General features: G+C 48.5%; 22 protein-coding genes. 5 read left to right on the top strand and 17 right to left on the bottom strand.

The window, feature by feature from the left end:
* Positions 1 to 31: 31 nt before the first annotated feature.
* From lipA to OCU49_RS04880, 13 genes are all read right to left on the bottom strand, one after another.
* Positions 32 to 1,006, bottom strand: coding sequence for a lipoyl synthase (gene lipA, locus OCU49_RS04940; RefSeq protein WP_261843873.1), 975 nt, complete (start codon positions 1,004 to 1,006; stop codon positions 32 to 34).
* A 15-nt stretch (positions 1,007 to 1,021) separates the two neighbouring features.
* Complete coding sequence (gene lipB, locus OCU49_RS04935) at positions 1,022 to 1,708, bottom strand: lipoyl(octanoyl) transferase LipB (protein ID WP_261843872.1); 687 nt, start codon at positions 1,706 to 1,708, stop codon at positions 1,022 to 1,024.
* A 3-nt stretch (positions 1,709 to 1,711) separates the two neighbouring features.
* A complete protein-coding gene (locus OCU49_RS04930; protein ID WP_261843871.1) occupies positions 1,712 to 1,984 on the bottom strand; it encodes a YbeD family protein in 273 nt (90 codons plus the stop codon).
* A 31-nt stretch (positions 1,985 to 2,015) separates the two neighbouring features.
* Complete coding sequence (locus OCU49_RS04925) at positions 2,016 to 2,900, bottom strand: aminotransferase class IV (RefSeq protein WP_261843870.1); 885 nt, start codon at positions 2,898 to 2,900, stop codon at positions 2,016 to 2,018.
* Positions 2,901 to 2,958: 58 nt separating this feature from the next.
* Positions 2,959 to 4,113 (bottom strand): D-alanyl-D-alanine carboxypeptidase family protein, encoded by a 1,155-nt coding sequence (locus OCU49_RS04920; protein ID WP_261843869.1) that lies wholly within the window; start codon positions 4,111 to 4,113, stop codon positions 2,959 to 2,961.
* 54 nt (positions 4,114 to 4,167) lie between these two features.
* Positions 4,168 to 5,013, bottom strand: a complete 846-nt coding sequence (locus tag OCU49_RS04915) for a septal ring lytic transglycosylase RlpA family protein (protein ID WP_261843868.1) — start codon at positions 5,011 to 5,013, stop codon at positions 4,168 to 4,170.
* A 29-nt stretch (positions 5,014 to 5,042) separates the two neighbouring features.
* Positions 5,043 to 6,041, bottom strand: a complete 999-nt coding sequence (mltB, locus tag OCU49_RS04910; protein WP_261843867.1) for a lytic murein transglycosylase B — start codon at positions 6,039 to 6,041, stop codon at positions 5,043 to 5,045.
* 64 nt (positions 6,042 to 6,105) lie between these two features.
* Positions 6,106 to 7,242, bottom strand: coding sequence for a rod shape-determining protein RodA (rodA, locus tag OCU49_RS04905; RefSeq protein WP_261843866.1), 1,137 nt, complete (start codon positions 7,240 to 7,242; stop codon positions 6,106 to 6,108).
* On the bottom strand, positions 7,242 to 9,233 hold the full coding sequence (gene mrdA / locus OCU49_RS04900; RefSeq protein WP_261843865.1) for a penicillin-binding protein 2: 1,992 nt from the start codon (positions 9,231 to 9,233) through the stop codon (positions 7,242 to 7,244). The genes rodA and mrdA overlap by 1 nt, the downstream gene beginning before the upstream one ends.
* A gap of 63 nt (positions 9,234 to 9,296) precedes the next feature.
* Positions 9,297 to 9,764: a 23S rRNA (pseudouridine(1915)-N(3))-methyltransferase RlmH gene (gene rlmH, locus OCU49_RS04895; RefSeq protein ID WP_261843864.1), complete on the bottom strand. Its 468-nt coding sequence runs from the start codon at positions 9,762 to 9,764 to the stop codon at positions 9,297 to 9,299.
* Positions 9,765 to 9,809: 45 nt separating this feature from the next.
* A complete protein-coding gene (rsfS, locus tag OCU49_RS04890; RefSeq protein ID WP_261843863.1) occupies positions 9,810 to 10,151 on the bottom strand; it encodes a ribosome silencing factor in 342 nt (113 codons plus the stop codon).
* A 15-nt stretch (positions 10,152 to 10,166) separates the two neighbouring features.
* Complete coding sequence (nadD, locus tag OCU49_RS04885; RefSeq protein ID WP_261843862.1) at positions 10,167 to 10,832, bottom strand: nicotinate-nucleotide adenylyltransferase; 666 nt, start codon at positions 10,830 to 10,832, stop codon at positions 10,167 to 10,169.
* Complete coding sequence (locus OCU49_RS04880; RefSeq protein WP_261843861.1) at positions 10,829 to 12,082, bottom strand: glutamate-5-semialdehyde dehydrogenase; 1,254 nt, start codon at positions 12,080 to 12,082, stop codon at positions 10,829 to 10,831. Before OCU49_RS04880 ends, nadD begins: the two co-directional genes overlap by 4 nt.
* 224 nt (positions 12,083 to 12,306) lie before the next feature.
* Between OCU49_RS04880 and OCU49_RS04875 the strand changes: the two genes are divergently transcribed.
* A complete protein-coding gene (locus tag OCU49_RS04875) occupies positions 12,307 to 13,953 on the top strand; it encodes a hypothetical protein (protein ID WP_261843860.1) in 1,647 nt (548 codons plus the stop codon).
* 3 nt (positions 13,954 to 13,956) lie between these two features.
* The gene (locus tag OCU49_RS04870) at positions 13,957 to 14,733 is read left to right on the top strand and encodes a sulfite exporter TauE/SafE family protein (RefSeq protein ID WP_261843859.1); all 777 of its coding nucleotides are present in this window, start codon (positions 13,957 to 13,959) and stop codon (positions 14,731 to 14,733) included.
* Between the two features lie 338 nt (positions 14,734 to 15,071).
* On the opposite strand, the gene grxC is transcribed toward OCU49_RS04870, so the two are convergent.
* Together grxC and OCU49_RS04860 are read right to left on the bottom strand one after the other, a co-directional pair.
* Positions 15,072 to 15,314 (bottom strand): glutaredoxin 3, encoded by a 243-nt coding sequence (gene grxC, locus OCU49_RS04865; RefSeq protein ID WP_261843858.1) that lies wholly within the window; start codon positions 15,312 to 15,314, stop codon positions 15,072 to 15,074.
* Positions 15,315 to 15,403: 89 nt separating this feature from the next.
* Positions 15,404 to 15,787 carry a hypothetical protein gene (locus OCU49_RS04860; RefSeq protein WP_261843857.1) on the bottom strand — a complete coding sequence of 128 codons (384 nt, stop codon included), beginning with the start codon at positions 15,785 to 15,787 and terminating at the stop codon, positions 15,404 to 15,406.
* A 225-nt stretch (positions 15,788 to 16,012) separates the two neighbouring features.
* Between OCU49_RS04860 and OCU49_RS04855 the strand changes: the two genes are divergently transcribed.
* The 3 genes from OCU49_RS04855 to OCU49_RS04845 all read left to right on the top strand — a co-directional run bounded on the left by OCU49_RS04855 (position 16,013) and on the right by OCU49_RS04845 (position 18,540).
* Positions 16,013 to 16,912: an AraC family transcriptional regulator gene (locus OCU49_RS04855; protein ID WP_261843856.1), complete on the top strand. Its 900-nt coding sequence runs from the start codon at positions 16,013 to 16,015 to the stop codon at positions 16,910 to 16,912.
* 96 nt (positions 16,913 to 17,008) lie between these two features.
* Positions 17,009 to 17,503 (top strand): SixA phosphatase family protein, encoded by a 495-nt coding sequence (locus OCU49_RS04850; protein WP_261843855.1) that lies wholly within the window; start codon positions 17,009 to 17,011, stop codon positions 17,501 to 17,503.
* An 83-nt stretch (positions 17,504 to 17,586) separates the two neighbouring features.
* The gene (locus OCU49_RS04845; protein ID WP_261843854.1) at positions 17,587 to 18,540 is read left to right on the top strand and encodes an AEC family transporter; all 954 of its coding nucleotides are present in this window, start codon (positions 17,587 to 17,589) and stop codon (positions 18,538 to 18,540) included.
* A gap of 3 nt (positions 18,541 to 18,543) precedes the next feature.
* On the opposite strand, the gene OCU49_RS04840 is transcribed toward OCU49_RS04845, so the two are convergent.
* Together OCU49_RS04840 and dnaB are read right to left on the bottom strand one after the other, a co-directional pair.
* On the bottom strand, positions 18,544 to 18,846 hold the full coding sequence (locus tag OCU49_RS04840) for a putative quinol monooxygenase (protein ID WP_261843853.1): 303 nt from the start codon (positions 18,844 to 18,846) through the stop codon (positions 18,544 to 18,546).
* Between the two features lie 194 nt (positions 18,847 to 19,040).
* On the bottom strand, positions 19,041 to 20,420 hold the full coding sequence (gene dnaB / locus OCU49_RS04835) for a replicative DNA helicase (RefSeq protein WP_446680424.1): 1,380 nt from the start codon (positions 20,418 to 20,420) through the stop codon (positions 19,041 to 19,043).
* Positions 20,421 to 20,629: the final 209 nt, after the last annotated feature.

Here is a 20,629-nt window from a genome sequence, read left to right as displayed (position 1 = left end):
TTTAGCAACTTCAGGAAGGCGCTAACTAATGTCAGGAAACATTTTCACCTTTGGCCTGCAAATCCGCATGATAAGACGAGCGCACTAAGGGTCCACTTGCAACGTGGCTAAAGCCCAGCGCTCTGGCCTCTGCTGCGTAGTCATCGAATTCTTCCGGTGTCACATAGCGGTCAACCGGTAAATGATTCCTGCTTGGCTGCAGGTATTGACCAATTGTCAGCATATCCACATCATGAGCCCGCAGATCTTTCAGTACTTCCAGAATCTCTTCCTTAGTTTCACCCAGGCCAACCATCAAACCTGACTTAGTACGTACTTCAGGACGTGCCTTCTTAAAACGCTGTAGCAACTGTAATGACCATGCATAATCAGCACCGGGACGAACCTGGCGGTACAAACGGGGTACAGTTTCCAGGTTATGGTTGAAAACATCCGGCGGACACTGCTGTAAAATCTCCAGGGCAACATCCATACGGCCGCGAAAATCCGGCACCAGAGTCTCTACCTGAATATTAGGGCTGCTTTTCCGGGTTTCCTGAATACACTTAACAAAGTGCTCAGCACCGCCGTCACGCAGGTCATCACGGTCAACCGAAGTAATAACCACATAACGCAGTCCCATATCGGCAATCGCTTCAGCCAGCTCCTGTGGTTCATTTTCTGGCAATGCTTTAGGGCGGCCATGCGCAACATCACAGAATGGACAACGACGGGTACAGATATCACCCATAATCATGAAGGTTGCGGTACCGTGGCTGAAACACTCTCCCAGATTCGGACAGCTGGCTTCCTCACAAACCGACGCTAACTTGTGCTTACGCAGTTTATCTTTAATGCCCTGAACTTTGGGCGTCGAACCTAATTTAATGCGTAGCCATTCTGGCTTACGTAGCATTTTTTCCCGCTCAGTTGGAACGATTTTAACTGGTATGCGGGCAACTTTCTCAGCACCCCGTAACTTAACTCCGGCTTCCGCGCGCTGCGCCTTGCTGCTCTGTTCAGTCATGCTAAATAATCCACTTCAGTTAATTGTCGTTGCGTAGCTGAGCTGTTGGTAATCCAGCTTAGCCAGCAAAATATCAAGAAATTGACGGTGTATTGCCGCCGGACTTTCAACCGTTTGCAGTTGAGCAAGGCTGGTAACGGCCATGCCTGCATAACCACAGGGGTTAATCTGGTTGAACGGTGATAAATCCATATCGATGTTGAGTGCCAAACCATGAAATGAACAACCACGGCGAACCCTCAGTCCCAGCGCAGCAATCTTTGCGTCACCAACATATACACCCGGGGCATCTTTACGGGCATATGCTTCAAGACCGCGTTCAGCCAGTAACTCGATAACACTCTGCTCCATGCGGGCAACCAGTTCCCGCACACCGAATTTCTTGCGGCGAATGTTCAGCAACATATACACAACAAGCTGCCCGGGCCCGTGATAAGTCACCTGACCACCCCGGTCTACCGGAATCACCGGAATATCACCTGGGTTAAGCACATGCTCTGCTTTACCTGCATGACCCTGGGTATAGACAGGGCTATGTTCAAGTAACCAGATTTCATCAACAGTTGCCGGCGTGCGACCGGCAGTAAAATCCTGCATGGCCTGCCAGGTTGTCATATACGCCTGCTGGCCAAGCTCCCGAATCATCAGAGCCTGTGGCGACGCTTCTGTTTGCTCAGCACTTTCGACTGTTACATCAGCCATGCTTTACATCACCATCTGAACACGGCCACTGGCCATAAACTCTTTATGCATCGCTTCCAGTGCTTCAGCACTCTCAGCAATCATTTTAATACGAATAGCGGTAAAGTTGCCGTTCTTGCTCGGCTGTTCTACAACGGTTGAGACATCCAGAGTGGGGTCATATCGACGCACAACATCGAGGACAAACTCCTTGTAATCTGGCGCACTGCGCCCCAGCACTTTGATTGGATAATCTGCACATGGAAATTCAATCTTAGGCGCTTCTTGTTCAGTCATATTCATTTCTCTAGTTTTAAATCTGTTACTTTCAGCCATGCATCATCCGATGCTGTAGCTGAATAAAACGCTCAAACATCTGTTGCCAGAGCCGGCCTTTATTACCATCTGCTATTTTTTGTCCGTCGATACTCAGCACCGGCACAATGGCACGGGTAGAACTGCTGATCCAAACCTCATCGGCAGTCAGTAAACGGGAATATTCAATATCAACCTGCAGGCAGGGAATTCCCTGTTCATCAGCAAGTTGTAATAGCAGTTCGCGGGTTACACCACCCAGAATTTCTGAACTGGACTTAGGCGTATAAATCACACCGTTTTCCACCATGAAGAGATTACTGGATGCCCCTTCGGTGAGGATGCCATCCCGTATAAGAATAGCTTCTGCGGCGCCGGCCTGCCGGGCCTGCTGCAGAACAAGAATGTTCGGCAATAAACCAGTGGCTTTAATATCGCAACGACGCCAGCGCAAATCAGCGGTTACTATCGCCGCTATTCCCTCTACAGAATCAGCGCCGTCAGCGTAAATATCTTTGATAGGTTTACAACAGGCAAACACTGTCGGAGTCAGGTCAGCATCATACTGATGACTACGCTCTTCAGAGGCACCCCGGCTAACCTGCAGGTATACCGACAGGTTACCGCCACCATTCGCGGTGACAAGGTTGTCTAATAACAGCTGCCAGTCAATATCAGTGCGAATCTGAATTGCCCGCAAACTATGTTCCAGCCGCTGAATATGTTCAATCAGCCTGAAACCTTTGCCCTGATAGAAAGGAATGACCTCGTAAATACTGTCACCAAACAAAAATCCGCGATCAAATACCGAAATCTTTGCCTTATCAGCAGCAAGCAACTGCCCGTTCAGATGTACTATATCCATGGCAGGTATTTTAATGCCCTTAGCCCCAAACATAAACGCCCGCACTGAAATCAGCACGGGCGTTTAACATCAGGATGACATTTGTCAGGGATTAATTGATCAGGCTGTAGAAGAACAGCGCAACTTTATCCCAAATACGTTTCAACAATCCGGCTTCAGCCACATCCTGCAAAGCAACTACTGGCACTTCTGCAATCAGCTCATCACCAAGTTTGACCTGAACCTTACCGAATACGTCACCTTTGCTGATCGGTGCTTCAATAACATTATCCAGATCCAGTGTCGCCTGTAACTGATCACTCTTACCACGGGCAACTGTAACTGCCAGATCAGCCGCAGGCCCTAAATCAACCTGATCGACTTTGCCGCCCCATACCTGGGTAGTTTGTAACCGCTCACCTTCTTTATACAGCTGATGGGTACGGAAATAACGGAATGCATATGCCAGCAGCTTCTGACTTTCCTGTGCCCGGGCTTCTTCACTCTTAGTTCCCATCACAACAGAAATCAGGCGCATGCCTTCACGCTTGGCGGAAGCAACCAGACAATAACCGGCCGCTTCAGTGTGACCTGTCTTTAAACCATCAACGCTGTTATCACGCCACAACAATTTATTACGGTTTGGCTGACGAATCTTGTTATAGGTAAAGTACTTCTCAGAATAAATACCATAATGCTCTGGGAAATCTTTGATAATTGCCCGCGCCAGTGTCGCCATATCGTAGGCAGAAGAATAATGATCATCCGCTGGCAGACCTGTTGCATTCATAAACTGGCTGTTATCCATTCCCAGTAAATTAGCATGCTGATTCATCAGATCAGCAAATGCAGCTTCACTACCGGCAATATATTCAGCAACAGCAACACTTGCATCATTACCAGACTGAATAATAATGCCTTTCAAAAGGTCACTCAGCAGTACCTGTGTACCTTCCTGAATGAACATCCGTGAACCTTGTGAACGCCAGGCTTTAACTGAAACAGGTACCAGATCAGTTTTACTGATATTGCCCTTATTCAGCTCGTCTTCGACGATATAGCTGGTCATCATCTTGGTCAGGCTAGCCGGCGGAAAACGCTCATTTTCCCGGGATGACAAAATCACCCGACCGGTATCCGCATCCATCACGATATACGCACGGGCAGCAATCTGCGGCGGTGCCGGCACCAGAGTTGCGGCCTGTAGCGGCAAAGCCACGATGGCAATAAACAGCAGTAAAAACGGTTTAAATAGTCTGGAAATCATAATTATCTTTATCGTTGTCGTTTATTCACTGCCAAAATGCAGCTCTGTTACTACTCAATCCACCAGATGCGGCTGTGCAAAACCAGCAGCTTCTACCTTGGAAACAATCTCTGCCAGATTAGCACCGAAATCAACCGGTCCTAACTGAACTCTGTATAAGGTCCGGTCACTTTTCGCTAATGGCACAATACGAACCGGCAGGTTACCAAACAGGTCATTCAGCTCTCTGCTTGCCTGCTCAGCACTGCTCAGTAAACTGAAGGCGCCAACCTGCAAATAGCGTTTCTTGCCGCTCTGCTGTGAAGTCGCCTGCGTACCTGCAGCAACTACTCCACGGGCACTCTGCCAGGTCCTCGGGTCAATAGCTTCAACTTCGACCTGGGTAACACCGCCACCCAGCATATCGAGTTTTTTCGCTGCCACAAAGGAAAGATCAATAATACGGCCCTGATGGAACGGACCACGGTCATTAACCCGAACAATAATCTTACGGTTATTCTTTAAGTTAGTAACCTGAACATAGGTTGGTAACGGTAATGACTTATGCGCAGCCGTCATTGCAAACATGTCATAAATTTCACCATTAGAGGTTTTATGACCATGGAATTTTTTACCGTACCAGGAAGCCTCACCCCTTTCTTTATAGCCCGCGGACGAAGGTAATACGTAATACGTTTTACCAAATACTTCGTAGCGGCTTTTATTACCGCCACGACTCTTGGCTTCTACACGGGGAACAGCATTAGGAATTTTAGATACATCGACATCAGTTTCATCCGGTGGACGGTCCTGTTTAATCGAATAACGACCACCGCCATCACTGCCTCCACCACCGCCGGGCAGGAAAGAACAGCCTGCTAACAGCACAAGTAGCACGCTACCGAATAATGCTCTGAACATGTATTTGCCTTCTTTCATTGCAAGTAAACTTAACGCTTAGCGTTAAGCGCTGCACTTAACTCATACACCGCAGATGCATACAGACGGCTATGGTTATAGCGGGTAATCACATAAAAATTATGCAGGCCGAACCAGTCCTGGAATTCACCATCCTTTTCGAGCCGCATTAAACTGACCGTCTCAGCGTCATCAAGTTCCGCTGCACTGCTGAAATCTCTGGCACGCCATTCTGCCATACTCAGCTTCAGCTCAAGACCATCATTAAACCAGTTTTGTTCAGCTGTTGCAGGTGCAATAGCTTTAACCCGGACAGTCTCGCCGGTTTTCCAGCCATGTTTAGCGAAATAATTAGCAACACTGCCAATCGCATCGTGGGGATTATTCCAAATGTCTTTTTTATTGTCGCCATCAAAATCGATAGCGTAGCTATTAAAGCTACTTGGGATAAACTGACCTAATCCCATTGCACCGGCATAAGAGCCCTTCAGCGTTAAAGGATCAACTCCTTCGGCTCTGGTTAGCAAGAAATATTCTTTCAATTGTTCACGGAAAAACTTTGCACGGCGGGGATAATCAAAGCCCAGCGTTGCCAACGCATCAACTACCCGATAGTTTCCGGTGATCCGGCCATAGCTGGTTTCAATGCCAATAATTGCAACGATGATTTCAGCCGGCACACCAAATTCCTGCTCAGCTTTATTCAGTACCTGCTGATTTTCTTTCCAGAATTTAAGCCCCTGACTAATACGTTTCTTGGTCAGAAATAGCTTACGGTACTCACCCCAGGTAAGGCGTTTTTCCGCAGGTCTGGACATCGCTTTGAGGATGCTCTTTTGCTGTTTAGCCTGATCGAGGACACCTTCCAGTTCCGCGGCAGAGAATCCCTGCTCAACCAGCTCAGCAATCAGCGCCTGAGCTTCAGGCCGCTGAGTATAATTATCTTGAGTTTTCGCAGCCGATACACCCGGCGCAACCAGTAACAAACTAACACCTAACGTAGCGCAGGCATGTAATATATTCCGTTTCACCCTAATACCCTTAAATAGTCTGTTGCTTGGCCAGGATAATGTCGCTTCCTGGCCAGTATAATTATTAGCGTTTAATCATTTGCCGGTGAGTCTGTACTGACATCAGTAAACCAAAGCCAGCCATCAGCGTTACGACGGATGTTCCGCCATAACTCACCAGCGGTAACGGTACCCCCACAACCGGGAGTAAACCGCTAACCATCCCAATATTTACAAACACATATACAAAAAATGTCAGGGTTACACTGCCGGCAACCAAACGTCCAAAACTGTCCTGCGCCTGTACCGCAATAATCAACCCGCGGGCAATAATCATTAAGTACAGTGACAACAGTATCAGCACACCGATCATCCCCTGCTCTTCAGCCAGTACCGCAATAATAAAATCGGTATGACTTTCCGGCAAAAAATCTAATTGAGACTGAGTTCCCTGAAACCAGCCTTTACCGGAAATACCACCCGAGCCAATTGCAGCCTTGGACTGAATAATATTCCAGCCTGATCCCAAAGGGTCGCTTTCCGGATCAAGAAACGTCAGTACGCGCTGTTTTTGGTAGTCCTTCATCACCATCCACAACCCGGGCAATCCGGCCGCGGCAACAGCCAGCGCCCCGAAAATATAACGCCAGTAAATACCCGATAATAGCAGCACGAAGATTCCGGATGCAGCAATCAATAGTGATGTGCCTAAATCCGGTTGTTTCATAATCATAACTACCGGCACGAACACTAGGCCCAGCGAGATGAATATGTGCTTAAAACTGGGAGGCAAAGCACGCTTAGCAAGATATCCGGCCACCATCAGCGGCAATACCAGCTTCATAATCTCTGATGGCTGAAAACGAAAGCCCGGCAATGCAATCCAGCGCTGGGCGCCTTTTGCACCTACACCGAAAAGTAACACCGCGACCAAAAGTGCAATCCCCAGCACATAAAGAATCGGCGCCCAGTGTGCAAAAAAACGCGGCCGGAATTGTGCCAACAGCACCATCACCGCAAAACCCGCTCCGAGACGAACCCCCTGCCGGGTGACATATCCCATATCACCGCCGGAAGCACTGTACAAAATCAGCAGTCCATAGCTCGCAAGCAGCAATAACAGAATTAATAACCAGGCATCAAGATGCGTATACGACCACAGCCCTCTGCGACGCGCGAGATGTGGCTGCGCTTCCTGCATAGTACGTTCAAAATCCCGCATTACTGAGCCTCCGCAACAATTGAAGCTTCAGCGGCCTGAGCAGCAATAAGATCTGTCTGTTCCAACTCAAGGAAAGCATCAATGACTTCCCGGGCGACCGGCGCAGCGGTACTGGAACCACCACCACCGTTTTCAACAATCACTGCCACTGCAATTCTCGGATCATCAACCGGTGCAAACGCAACAAACAGGGCATGGTCACGATGACGCTCATCCAGTTTTTCCGCATCATAGGTTTCATCCTGCTTTATTCCCACAACCTGAGCGGTACCTGTTTTACCGGCAATCTGAAAATCGATACCTTTACCTATTTTACGGGCAGTACCCCGTTCACCGTGCACTACGGCAATCATGCCATCAATAATATTATCCCAGTAAGCAGGTGTATTAAGCTTCACATCAGGCATCTTTTTGCCTTTACTCGGGATACTGATAATACTTTCAGTCAATGGTTGTCCAGGCTGAACCGGCTGACTGCTAACAGATACCAGACGCCCGTCAGCATCTTGTTTTATCTGCATATTTTTATCTTTCGTCAGGATGCTTTTCAGCATGGTTGGCTGCTTCCACTCACCTCTGTTAGCCAGCACCATAGCGGAAGTAGCCAGCTGTAGTGGTGTAGCCAGCATCCAGCCCTGTCCGATACTCAGGTTAAGTGAATCTCCCGGATACCAGGAACCACGGCCTGTACGTTTTTTCCAGGCACGGGACGGCAATATGCCCGGCAGGGCTTCCGGTAAATCCAGACTGGTTACCTGACCAAAACCGAATTTATCCAGATAACCGGAAATCACATCCACACCAGCCCGGTTGGCAACATCGTAAAACCAGACATCACAGGACTGATACAGGGCCATATCCAGGCCTACCCGGCCATGGCCACCCCGTTTCCAGTCACGGTAACGCCGACCGCCTTTACTTAAGGTCATAAAACCCGGGTCATAAACAGTATGGGAAGGGGCAACTACGCCGCTATCAATAACGCTCATTGCAACAACAGGCTTAATGGTTGAACCAGGAGGATACTGGCCCCGCAACGCCCGGTTAAACAAAGGCAAATCTTCAGACTCACGTAATGCGGTGTAATTCTTCTGACTGATACCGGTCACAAACATATTCGGGTCATACCCGGGGGTGCTAACCAACGCCAGAATTCCACCGGTTTTCGGATCAATCGCCACCACTGACGCACGCCGTTCACCGAGTAGTTTTTCAGTGGCCTGCTGTAAACGGATATCCAGACTCAGAATAATATCTTTACCTGGAACAGGATCCGTTCGCTCCAGCACCCGCATGACCCGACCACGAGCGTTGGTTTCTACTTTATGATGGCCAACGGTGCCGTGTAGCAGAGGCTCATAAAACTTCTCGATACCCAGCTTACCGATGTAATGGGTAGCACTGTAGTTGGTCGGATCAACCCGCTTCAGTTCTTTCTCATTGATCCGGCCGACGTAACCCAAAGCATGAACCAGACTGGCCCCGTATGGATAATGACGAATCAGATCCGCTTCTACCTGCACACCGGGTAACCGGTAATAATTAACACCTATTTTAGCAATTTCCTCAGGTGTCAGACGGAAGCGTAACGGCACTGTTTCATATGGCCGGCGACGGTTTTTAAAACGTTTACGAAAGGTTTTTAACTGCCGTTCAGTAACGGGAATCAGTTTTTGCAGTTCGGTGAGAACCTCTTCAAGATCCTCTACCTCTTCCTTCATGATGGTAACGCTATAGCTCGGACGGTTATCCGCCAATAAAATACCATTACGGTCATAGATCAGCCCGCGGGTAGGCCCCACCGGCTGCAACTGTATGCGGTTATCATCAGAAAGGGCTGCCTGGTGATCATATTCAACCACCTGCAGGTAATAAAGACGGCCGATCAGCACCCCAAGCAGGATGCAGACGATCACAAAGGCGATCAGCGCCCGGGACAGAAAGGTATTACCTTCTTTTGTGTGATCCTTCAGGCTTTCAAGTACGGCCATGTGTTTACAGTAATGTATTTAGCGTCAAACTGGCTGCCATCCAGTGGCGGGCCGGTTTGCTCACTATTTATGATAAGGATGCCCCTGGATAATGCTCCAGGCCCGGTAAATCTGTTCTGCCAATAAGATCCGCACTAACGGATGCGGTAACGTCAACCCTGACAGAGACCATTTCTGATCGGCCAGCGCGACGCACTCAGGCGCTAGCCCGTCAGGACCACCCACCAGCAAGCTGACATTCTGACCAGACATCTGCCAGTTCTCAGCCTGTTCAGCCAACTGCTCGGTACTCCAGTTTTTGCCACCGACCTCCAGAGCAACCACCCGGTCCCCCTTACCAATCGCTGCCAGCATAGCTTCACCTTCCTGACGCTTGGCGCGGGCAATATCTGCACCTTTACCCCTGTGCCCCAACTGAATCTCAACGATCTCCATCGAGAATTCAGCCGGTAATCGCTTCAGATATTCCTGGCAACCTTCAGTCACCCATTTCGGCATCTTAGTGCCGACCGCAATCAGACGAATTTTCATAACAGCGGTCTGTGCTCCATCCGGATTATGCTTACTAAAATCAAATCAGTTCTTAGTATCGACTTCGTCAAAGCCCCAGAGTTTCTCAAGATCGTAAAAACTTCTCGCATCCGGCATCATGACATGCACGATTGCATCACCTAAATCGACCAGAACCCACTCACCGGTATCCAGGCCTTCGATCCCCATAGGCTGAACACCACTGGCCTTCATCTTTTCTTGTACATGCTGACCGATCGACATAACATGACGTTTAGAAGTACCACTTGCAATGATCATACGGTCGGTAACCGTTGACTTCTCACTGACGTCCAGTTCGACGATATCCTTAGCTTTCATATCATCCAGGGCATCTTGTATAACATTGATCATCTGATCTAATTCCATTGGTTAATCTTTACCTTAAATTAATTTACAGCCATACAGCTGCTGTTGTTGGATATACTGCCAAACGCTGTCAGGGAGCAGATAACGGGGCGAATTCCCCTGGCTCACCAATGTACGTATTTGTGTGGCAGATATGGCCAGCGGCGTCAGTTCGTGAAAAATCACCTGCCCCGCCGGCGCAGTTAATAAGCGCTGTTTATCCGTCACTTCATGTGCCCGGGTAAAAGCCTGCATTGCTTTATCGGGCTGATATACCCAGCCCGGACGTGTCACGACAACGATATGCGCCAGTTTTAATAACTCTTGCCAGCGATCCCAGCCTGGCAATGACAAATAAGCATCCATACCAAGAATCATGCAGATTGGCGCTTTATCACCAAGCTCAGCCCGCAATGATTCAAGCGTGAGCACAGTGTAAGAAGGCTTTTCTGACAGGATTTCCCGGGCTTCGGCACACAAACCAGGTTCAGCAGCAACCGCCGCTTCGACCATCGCCAGACGCTGTCCTGATTCGGCACCAGGCTGCTGGCGATGCACAGGAACTTTAGACGGCATCAATGCCACCTGTCCGACGTTTAACCAGTCGCGAATTTCCAGTGCGGTACGCAAGTGACCATTATGGATGGGATCAAAAGTCCCACCCATAAAGGCATAAACAGACGTATTAATCGTATTACTCACTGACGAATATGACCGTCACCCAGTACGACATACTTCTGCGACGTCAGTCCATCCAGTCCTACAGGACCACGGGCATGGATTTTATCGGTCGAAATACCAATTTCGGCCCCCAAACCGTATTCAAAGCCGTCAGCGAAACGGGTTGAAGCGTTAACCATTACTGAGCTGGAATCCACTTCGCGCAGGAAGCTGCGGGACTTAGTGTAATTCTCGGTAATAATCGCATCCGTATGGTGTGAGCCATAACGGTTAATATGCGCGATTGCTTCATCCATGTCCGCGACCAGCTTCACTGCCAGTACCGGTGCCAGATATTCAGTCGCCCAGTCTTCTTCCGTTGCAGCCGTCGCAAAAGGCAGTATTTCAAGCGTTCTTTCACAGCCACGCAATTCAACCCCGACAGCACGGTAACGTTCTGCCAGCTCCTGCAACACTTCTGTACGGGACTCATGCACCAGCAGAGTTTCCATCGTATTACAGGTACCGTAACGGTGTGTTTTTGCATTCAGCGCAACATTAACTGCTTTAGCATGATCCGCATCATCATCAATATAAACATGACAGATTCCGTCAAGATGCTTAATAACAGTTACTTTGGCATCACGGCTAACACGCTCAATCAGACCTTTGCCGCCACGTGGCACAATTACATCCACATATTCCGGCATAGTAATCAGTTCACCAACCGCCGCACGGTCAGTCGTTTCAACGACCTGTACAGCATGCTCCGGTAAACCAACCGCCTTAAGGCCTGCTTTAATACATTCAGCAACAGCCGCATTACTGTTAATTGCCTCTGAACCGCCACGCAATATAGTTGCGTTACCGGATTTAAGGCACAGGCTTGCAGCTTCTACAGTCACATTCGGACGTGACTCATAGATAATACCGATAACACCAAGCGGCACCCGCATTTTACCAACCTGAATACCGCTGGGCAGATAATTCATATCTGTAATAGCACCGGTTGGGTCGGGTAAACCTGCTACCTGACGCAAACCTTCGATCATAGTATCGATCTGGCTGGACTTAAGTTGCAGACGATCCAGCATCGCAGCATCCAGGCCATTTGCCTCACCCTGCGCAAGATCTTTAGCATTAGCAGCAACCAATGCTTCCCGGGAAGCATCAATTGCATCGGCCATCGCCAGCAATGCCCGGTTTTTCAGCCCGGTATCGGCTTTTGCAATAGCACGGGAAGCGACCCGCGCCTGCTGACCCAGCTGGGCCATATATTCAGTTACATTCATGGAGTACCCCTTGGAGATGGCGCATTATACCCTGCGGCTCTGACAGTAAAAAGACCTGATCAATCCTGTGAATCAGGAATATCAATCCGGGAATAAAAGCGGCATCAGGCACAGACATCTGCCCCGGCTAACTGCTATGATCTCACGGTTAGATAATGGCGGCCTTATTTCCTGTAATAAACAGGGGCAGGCTTGCTGCGGAAGTGTTAATTAAACAGATGTATATGAAGCCTCTATCAAACAAAGCCACCCAACTTATGCTGAACACCTCCCGGCAAAAACCCCAACTGCAACTGACCGTTATAATCGCGGCCTGCCTGTTTCTGGGTATTCTACTGGCCGGCTTTTATTTAAACCTGGTCGCTGAACGTATTGCTGAGCAACAAACTCATCAAAGAGGCCAGTTACTGGCCGAACAGACCGGCGCGCTGATCAAACCTGCCATTCTCGCAAATGATCCTGTCAGTCTTAATTATCAGCTTAATCAACTGGTTCGTCAGGATTATATTGATGCGATCAGCGTCAGCACACCAGCCGACAAATTACTGGCCCGTGCAGGTAATGCTCATCGTTTAGGCACTTTGACACGCAATATTACCATTACCCAGCAAGGCGAAAGCCTGGCAAACCTGACCCTGGTGCTAAATCCTACTGAACAGTATCTGCAATTCAGAGGGTTACTCCTGCAAGCGCTGATCCTGGCGATGATTATCGCAATTATCTGTATTCTGCTGGTTTGGCAGCTGGCCTCAAAACAACCTGTCATCCAGGACAGTGAAGCCCTTTCCCCTGCCGATAACACAGACCAGCAACAGGCCTTTAAAGCACAACTGGCCAGTCAGTCAGCCAAACAAAACACCACCCAGCCAACACCAGCAAACCATACAGCAGAGAATTTATCTGGCACCGCTATGGCTGAAAGCGCTTTTGTTCAAAATCCAGGCACTCAAAATCAGATTACTGATACGCCGGTAAATCAGCCCGCGTCACACCAAAGAACCCCGGACTCACTGGTAGACTTGCTCAAACCTGATACCAGTACACCTAACATTCCAAGCTTTGCACCATCGGAACAGCCACCAGATTTTCAACACAACACTGGACAGCAGGCACAGTCACCGACCCCAATTATTGAAGAACTTGAAATACCACTGGAAGCGAATATCCCTACCGTGCAAGACGCCGTACACAAAGAAACCGAGAGCTCCCGATCCAGCATTCTAAAGAACCCGCTGTTTGATCAGGAAACAGGTGAAGTCCAGCTAGACCTGTATGCCTTCGAACAAGAACTGGAAATGATCGTTAATTCTGATGAGGCCGGCTATCTGCTGTATCTTGATTTGACATCCGGCCATGCAGAAAACTTATCAGCTGCAGAGTTGGTGCAAACTCAGGATTACTACACCCGTATGCTGGAAATGGTTATTGCCATATATCAGGGTGAAATTACCCGCCTGAGTAATGGTGATCTGCAACTCGCTTTCCTGCGCCCAAATCCTGAAGATGCCCATGGCATTAATGCAATATGTGCCAGCCAGCTGTTTAATCGTTTATATAAAGCGTTTAACCAGCAACGTATCCGACGTATGCAACCTATCCTTAATCTGCATATGGCGATTGTACGTGGACATTACAAGAAGCTTCCCCGCCTGCAGGAAGAAGCCCGCTACCTGACCCGTTCCACCGACAGCAACGAGCTGATCAGCCATACTGCGCTCAGTGAAGCACCTGATCTGAAAATCAGCCTACTGGCAGGTGCTGATATTGAACGTTCAGAAGAAGATAAAGTACTGCTGAAAGCAGTCAATGAAAGCTACCAAAAACTGCTGGATAAACAGGCTCAGCATTTACTCAAAAAGCTACCCTTCTAAACAATGCCCCTGACTGAACTACTGCTCTTATTTGCCGCTGGCGTTATCAGCGGCATGCTCAATGCCGTAGCCGGCGGCGGAAGTTTTATATCATTCCCGGCTTTACTGTTAGTAGGCGTACCACCAATCAGTGCCAACGCGACCAATACATTTGCTGCCTGCTCAGGGTATCTGAGCGGTACCTGGGCCTTCCGACATGATTTAACCGCCCATAAGAAACAGCTCCCGGTATACATTAGCCTGAGTCTCATCGGCGGTGTCATTGGCGCCTGGTTACTGCTGCAAACCCCTGAAGACAGTTTTTCAACTGCCATCCCCTGGCTATTACTATTTGCCAGCATTTTGTTTATCAGCGGCAATCAGCTGAACAAGTTACTCAGAAAGTTATCCCCGGCCGATAATAAGCGACAATGGCATGCGATTATTGGCTCCGGCGCACTGTTACTGGGCGTATGTATTTACGGCGGATTCTTTAACGCAGGCCTGGGCATTATCGCCCTGAGCTACCTGGTGCTGATCGGTCATACCAACATCAACGCAATGAACGGCATAAAATTGCTGATATCCTCCTGCGTATCACTCATTGCCATTGCAGTGTTTATCTACGACGGTGCCATCGTCTGGTATGAAGGCAGTATTTTACTGGTGGGATCATTATTGGGCGGTTATGTTGCAGCTCAGGTGTCACGGCGAATCCCCCAACAACGGATCCGCCAACTGATTATTTTTACCAGCTTATCCATCACTGCATACTTCTTTATCGATCTCTATCAGCTCTGAACAACTGCTGTTAGCAGCACATATACTGACAACACTAATTCAGAATTATCGAGGTTCTCCCCTCCCCCCTCTCTGCCATCGCCCCCAAAGTCATAACCACTGATTAATAAACCACCTTAATCAAGGTGTCTTAACCAGATAGCTTTAATCAGGTCATCAATGACAATTAATACTTACATATAAAAGACAAAAAAATGCCGCAGCAAAACCACGGCATCTGAAATACTGTCATCCAATGGGGGAACCACTCATGTCAGACAGTGACTGCTATTACACAGGAAGAAACTCGCCGACACCTGCCAGCTTAAGCAAATCAAAAACGCTGAACAGATGCTTTCTCAGCTGACATTTGCCAGACGGCGAACATACGCAGAAAAATCATCGTAACCGCCAATATGATTATCATCGATAAATACCTGAGGGACGGTTTTACGACCAGAACGACGAATCATTTCCTGGCGCTTTTTCCAGTCCTGGGTCACTTCATACTCTTTGTAACGCCAGCCCAACTGATCAAGCAAACTCTTAGCAGCTTTGCAGTATGGGCAATAATCTTTACTGTAAACTTCGATAATGGCCATTATGAATCTCCCTAACACTCTCTATACCAGACAGAAACGCAGCGCCATTCTGAATAGCGCTGCGATGCTTAAAGCTTTAGTGAACCGGCTTACTTAATGTTATCCAGCTCATACCAAGGCGTTGGATTAATTGGGCAGCGGAAACGAATACCGTCTTCGGTCACTGTTACGCGGGAAATACGCTGCTCGCCTGGCTCCAGTGGGAACATATCCAGACCTTCGTGGGTCTTGTTATTCTGAATCTGAAAACCAACCAGCTTGTCAGCTTTGTTAGTTACAACAAACTCGTAGGTACCCTTCTTCAGGCCAGCTACCGTTTCATGTGCGGAGAAATAACCGCCATACTGATCTAAGTGGATAACAGTTACACCGTCGTCACGAACTTCAGGTGTTGCCGCCACTGCGAATGGTGTAGCTATCAGTGCAGCTAATAGCACCATTGCTGAAGTAATACGTTTAAAAATGCTCATCATTTGTCTTCCTTACCCTTTTTATAAAAGGTTTTTTTAAGAGTTTTTATAAGAGGTTGTTATAAAAAATTACTCTAAAGTTGAGTTATAAGAATGCCTTTCAGCACGCTTACTGATTACCAGCATCTCGTGCAGGAATGGCTTTACTTTAGCGAGCTTTAGTAAGACGATGTATGCCAGAAAATCCAATATAATTAGCAATTCGTCCAAATTTACGGCAGTACCTATATGCAACAAGACGGTTTAAGCGACATTCTTCACTGGCTCAGATTGAAGGCAGAGGTCTATCTGCATACAGATTTCCAGGGCTGCTGGGCCGTCGATACGTCCGGCAGTCGCCATGTACCTTTCCATTTTGTGAATAACGGTAATAGCTGGTTACATTTGCCAGACACCGAACCCCGTGAGTTACAGCGCGGCGATCTGGTGATTTTCCCCCGCGACTGTAAGCACATGCTCTCCAGCGAGAAAAACTGTCCAAGTCGCTATCTGGTCGAAGAAACATTGGAGAAGATCGGTAAGTTTCCTGATGAAGGTCCGCTGACAGGCCTGACATGTGGATTTTTTGAATTTGAGAATAAAGCCGCCTGGCCGTTACTCGACAGCCTGCCGGAAGTTATCGTGCTGGAACTCAGTCAGCCAGATAAACTGCAAAGTACCCGCGCCTTACTGGAATTGCTCATCAGCGAACTGGAAGCAAATGAACCAGGCACCCGGGTATCAGTTAATTATCTGACTCACACCCTGTTTGTGCATATTTTGCGTAGCCAGATTGGCAACGGACTGGAGAAAGGCCTCCTCAGTGCACTGTTTCACCCTAAAGTCGGTAAAGCACTGGGACTGATCCATGCAGAACCGGCTAAAGACTGGTCAGTCGAAAACCTCGCCCACACAATCGGTATGAGCCGCTCAGGCTTTGCTGAACAGTTCCGTGATCTGACAACAAAAACACCAATGCGCTACCTGGCTGAATGGCGAATGTTGCAAGCCAGTGAGTTATTACGCACCTCTGAGCTGAGTATTACCGACATAGCCGAGCAATGCGGATACCACTCTGAAGTCGCTTTTCGCAAGGCATTCAAAAGTATTACCGGCGCTACGCCAGGTGCTGTCAGAAAGCAAAGCTAAATCAATTAATCACGAAAAAACTACTGAGTTAATAGCTTTTCAGCCTGACTTAACTAGTATGGAAAGTACTTCGGTGAGCGATTGAGAGCAGCAAATATGAAGCAATTAACTCTGGTTCGACACGCGAAATCCAGCTGGAAAGATCCACAGCTGGCAGATTTTGACCGCCCCCTTAACAAAAGAGGCCTGCGGGATTTACCCGGCCTGGCATCCCGCGCCGGCAAAATGGGGCTACGTCCGGACCTGATTATCAGTAGCGGTGCTAACCGGGCAATTAACACAGCGGTGCAACTGGCCCGGGGCATAGGCTACCCACCGGAAGAGATTGAAAACATTGCTGAGCTTTATCATGCGCGCAGTGAAACACTAATGAACCTGCTTCAAAGCCAGAGTGATATTCACAAGCATATTGCGGTTGTCGGACATAACCCAGCGTTGGAACTGCTCGCTACTTACCTGACCGGCGAACGCCTCAGGAAATTTCCAACCTGCGGTCTGCTGCATATTCCACTGAGTATTACCTGCTGGACTGAACTGGCGGAATCCTGCGGCACACTGGAAATATTCGACTATCCAAAACTACATGTGTAGCTAACCAGCTGTTATCATCATCCAGGCCGGGAAATGCCCCGGCTTCCTTTCTGTAAAGGCTCTGACAAGAAGGTTGCAGCCCATTGAATCTCTATATTGAAACGCTGCTGTTTACCAGCGACATAGTCGTACCTATATTCTTCATCGTATTTCTCGGCCACTTACTGCGCCGGCACCGGGTTATTGACGAAGGTTTCGTCAACACATCCTCCAAGCTGGTATTCACCATTACGCTGCCAGCGTTAGTCTTCATGAGCATTTCCCGAACAGACTTCAAAGCCGTATTTAACCCTGAGCTGTTACTGTTATTTATAGGCTTTACGCTGGCCACTGTGTATCTGCTGTGGTGGCTCAGCGCAAAGATGAAGCTTTCTGGCAGTGCCCGAGGGGTATTCGTTCAGGGATCTTTTCGCGGTAACTTCGGCATTGTTGGTCTGGCGGTATGCTTCAATATGTTTGCTGAACCTGGTCTGGCACAGGCATCTATCATCCTGGCCTGCGTAATACCGCTGTACAACATTTTGTCGGTACTGGTACTGAGCTTTCCTCAGCAGGGAGCAAAAGTCAGCCCCTGGCATATCCTCCGGGATATCGTCACGAACCCGTTAATTCTTTCCGTTGTCTTTGCCATGCCATTTTCATATAACGGCTGGCATTTGCCCGTTGTCGGTGATGCTATAGGTAACTATTTTGCCAGCCTAACGCTACCACTGGCATTACTCGCAATTGGCGGCTCACTGGACCTGAAAAGCTTACGTAACAGCTCAGTCACTGCAGGCTGGGCCACAGCACTTAAGCTGATTATCATTCCGGTAATTGGTACTTTAATCGCCTGGATTTACGGCTTCAGAGGTCAGGACATTGGTATTCTGATGGTCTTATATGCCTGCCCCACTGCGGCGGCAAGCTTCGTAATGGCCAAAGCAATGCAAGGCGACGCCCAACTGGCAGCCAACATTATCCTGACCACTACACTGGGCTGTGTACTGACGCTCAGCGGCGGTATATACCTGCTACGGCTCTGGCAAGTGATTTAAGCTTTAAATAGCCGCCTGCTCAGCCACTGGAGAGTAATACCAACCTTGCGGGGACGTTGTGAACAACACCATTGCCGCATGCATATCCTTTTGTGGAAAATTCGCAACAGAAGCCCGATGAGCATCTTTGCTTTCCCAGCGCTCCAGCACGATACACTGGGAAGGGTTATCATCATTACGCAGTACTTCGCAGGAAATACAGCCAGGCGAGCCGGATATATAAGGCACCAGCGACAGCAAAAACAACTGCATATTTTCTTCATTACCTGAAGATGCCTGAAACTGATTAATCCGTGTAATTGCCATCTGATATTCACTCCCTGGTGAGCTGATATTTATGCGCCTCAGTATTCACAGATACTCAGAGACAATCAATCCCTCTTTAGCACGGCCTGTTTTTTCACAGCCTTATCTTCACAAGCAGCTCTTCTCCATAAAGACTACAAACATAAAAAACCCCGCAAGTGCAGGGTTTCAATGTCTACAATAAAGCTCAAACCTTACTCGTCGTATCCCTGATATGCCATCGGCGCCAGGTTTTCAAACTTAGTAAACTGACCAATAAATGCCAGCCGGGTTGTACCGATTGGGCCGTTACGCTGCTTACCAATGATGATTTCAGCAATACCCTTATCCGGCGAATCTTCGTTATATACTTCATCCCGGTAGATAAACATGATGACATCGGCATCCTGCTCGATCGCACCTGATTCACGCAAATCCGAGTTTACCGGACGCTTATTAGGCCGTTGCTCCAGAGCACGGTTCAACTGAGAAAGCGCAATTACCGGACATTCCAATTCTTTCGCCAGTGCTTTAAGGGAACGGGAAATCTCAGAGATTTCTGCTGTTCGGCCTTCGCTGGTACCACCTTTTATCTGCATCAACTGAAGATAATCGATCATAATCATGGAGATATCACCGTGTTCCCGCACAATCCGGCGGGCACGGTTACGCATTTCAGTCGGGCTGATACCGGCGGTGTCGTCAATAAACAGCGGCTTATCCCGTAACAGGTTTACGGCGGTTGTCAGCCTGGGCCAGTCATCTTCTTCTAACTGACCGGAACGCACCTTAGTCTGGTTAATTCTGCCAAGAGAAGACAACATACGTGTTACCAACTGATCTGCGGGCATCTCCAGACTGAATACCAGTACAGGCTTATCCTGTGCCATCAGTGCGTTTTCCACCAGGTTCATGGCAAAGGTTGTCTTACCCATAGAAGGACGGGCCGCAACAATGATCAGATCCGAAGGCTGCATACCGCCAGTGGCGCCATCCAGATCTTCAAAACCGGTTGTTACCCCGGTCATACTGCCTTCAGAGTTAAATAATTCATCAATCTTATCCACTGCTTTCTTAAGCAATGGATTCACCCCAACAGGACCACCTTCATTAGGCCGCTCTTCGGCGATTTGGAAAATTTTCTGCTCGGCTTCACTGAGCACATCGTCACTGGCGCGACCATCCGGAAAGAAAGCGCTATCAGCAATTTCGTTCGCAACTTCAATCATCTGACGCAGCATTGCCCGGTCACGAACAATTTCAGCATATGCACGAATGTTCGAGGCACTCGGTGTATTACGGGCCAGCTCGATCAGGTAATCAAGACCACCGGCTTCTTCAAGATTCGCAGTACGGTCAAGCTCTTCAGACAGGGTAACAACATCGATTGGCTGCATCACTGCAACCAGTTTTTCCATAGTACGGAAGATCAGGCGGTGGTTATGACGGTAGAACTGAGTTTCCAAAACAATCTCAGACACTGTATCCCAGGCATTATTATCCAGCATCATGCCGCCCAGCACTGACTGCTCAGCTTCCTGGGAATGTGGCGGGACTTTAACCCCGGCTAGTTCTTCGGTCGAACCTGATTCCAGATGTTCCACACTCAGCCCTCTTTAGTACTTCTAAAAAAGCACTTCTAAAAAATAGTACTGTTACAAATAAGTACTGCTATAAATGAGTACTGTTAAAAATGAGTACTGCTATAAATTCGAATCGCTCATCACTCTAACACGGCAAGTATTCCCGTGTGAGCCATGCACTGCAACAAATACTGCGGTAACAATCCGCAGCAGTTCCTGCA

Origin of the sequence: Aliamphritea ceti, from assembly GCF_024347215.1 — a bacterium.
Classification (GTDB): domain Bacteria; phylum Pseudomonadota; class Gammaproteobacteria; order Pseudomonadales; family Balneatricaceae; genus Amphritea; species Amphritea ceti.
Note: the sequence above shows the minus strand (reverse complement) of the source record. Positions and strands in the feature narration are given on the sequence as shown.

What these genes read in the sequence shown, in the direction of transcription:
- OCU49_RS04850 (WP_261843855.1), top strand. Translation starts at nt 17,009, where the DNA reads ATGAAGCAATTAACTCTGGTTCGACACGCGAAATCCAGCTGGAAAGAT.
- OCU49_RS04840 (WP_261843853.1), bottom strand. Translation starts at nt 18,846, where the DNA reads ATGGCAATTACACGGATTAATCAGTTTCAGGCATCTTCAGGTAATGAA.
- mrdA (WP_261843865.1), bottom strand. Translation starts at nt 9,233, where the DNA reads ATGGCCGTACTTGAAAGCCTGAAGGATCACACAAAAGAAGGTAATACC.
- OCU49_RS04920 (WP_261843869.1), bottom strand. Translation starts at nt 4,113, where the DNA reads ATGATTTCCAGACTATTTAAACCGTTTTTACTGCTGTTTATTGCCATC.
- OCU49_RS04855 (WP_261843856.1), top strand. Translation starts at nt 16,013, where the DNA reads ATGCAACAAGACGGTTTAAGCGACATTCTTCACTGGCTCAGATTGAAG.
- lipA (WP_261843873.1), bottom strand. Translation starts at nt 1,006, where the DNA reads ATGACTGAACAGAGCAGCAAGGCGCAGCGCGCGGAAGCCGGAGTTAAG.
- OCU49_RS04870 (WP_261843859.1), top strand. Translation starts at nt 13,957, where the DNA reads ATGCCCCTGACTGAACTACTGCTCTTATTTGCCGCTGGCGTTATCAGC.
- OCU49_RS04925 (WP_261843870.1), bottom strand. Translation starts at nt 2,900, where the DNA reads ATGTTTGGGGCTAAGGGCATTAAAATACCTGCCATGGATATAGTACAT.
- OCU49_RS04880 (WP_261843861.1), bottom strand. Translation starts at nt 12,082, where the DNA reads ATGAATGTAACTGAATATATGGCCCAGCTGGGTCAGCAGGCGCGGGTC.
- lipB (WP_261843872.1), bottom strand. Translation starts at nt 1,708, where the DNA reads ATGGCTGATGTAACAGTCGAAAGTGCTGAGCAAACAGAAGCGTCGCCA.
- OCU49_RS04875 (WP_261843860.1), top strand. Translation starts at nt 12,307, where the DNA reads ATGAAGCCTCTATCAAACAAAGCCACCCAACTTATGCTGAACACCTCC.
- OCU49_RS04930 (WP_261843871.1), bottom strand. Translation starts at nt 1,984, where the DNA reads ATGACTGAACAAGAAGCGCCTAAGATTGAATTTCCATGTGCAGATTAT.
- rodA (WP_261843866.1), bottom strand. Translation starts at nt 7,242, where the DNA reads ATGCGGGATTTTGAACGTACTATGCAGGAAGCGCAGCCACATCTCGCG.
- rlmH (WP_261843864.1), bottom strand. Translation starts at nt 9,764, where the DNA reads ATGAAAATTCGTCTGATTGCGGTCGGCACTAAGATGCCGAAATGGGTG.
- OCU49_RS04915 (WP_261843868.1), bottom strand. Translation starts at nt 5,013, where the DNA reads ATGTTCAGAGCATTATTCGGTAGCGTGCTACTTGTGCTGTTAGCAGGC.
- rsfS (WP_261843863.1), bottom strand. Translation starts at nt 10,151, where the DNA reads ATGGAATTAGATCAGATGATCAATGTTATACAAGATGCCCTGGATGAT.
- OCU49_RS04860 (WP_261843857.1), bottom strand. Translation starts at nt 15,787, where the DNA reads ATGATGAGCATTTTTAAACGTATTACTTCAGCAATGGTGCTATTAGCT.
- grxC (WP_261843858.1), bottom strand. Translation starts at nt 15,314, where the DNA reads ATGGCCATTATCGAAGTTTACAGTAAAGATTATTGCCCATACTGCAAA.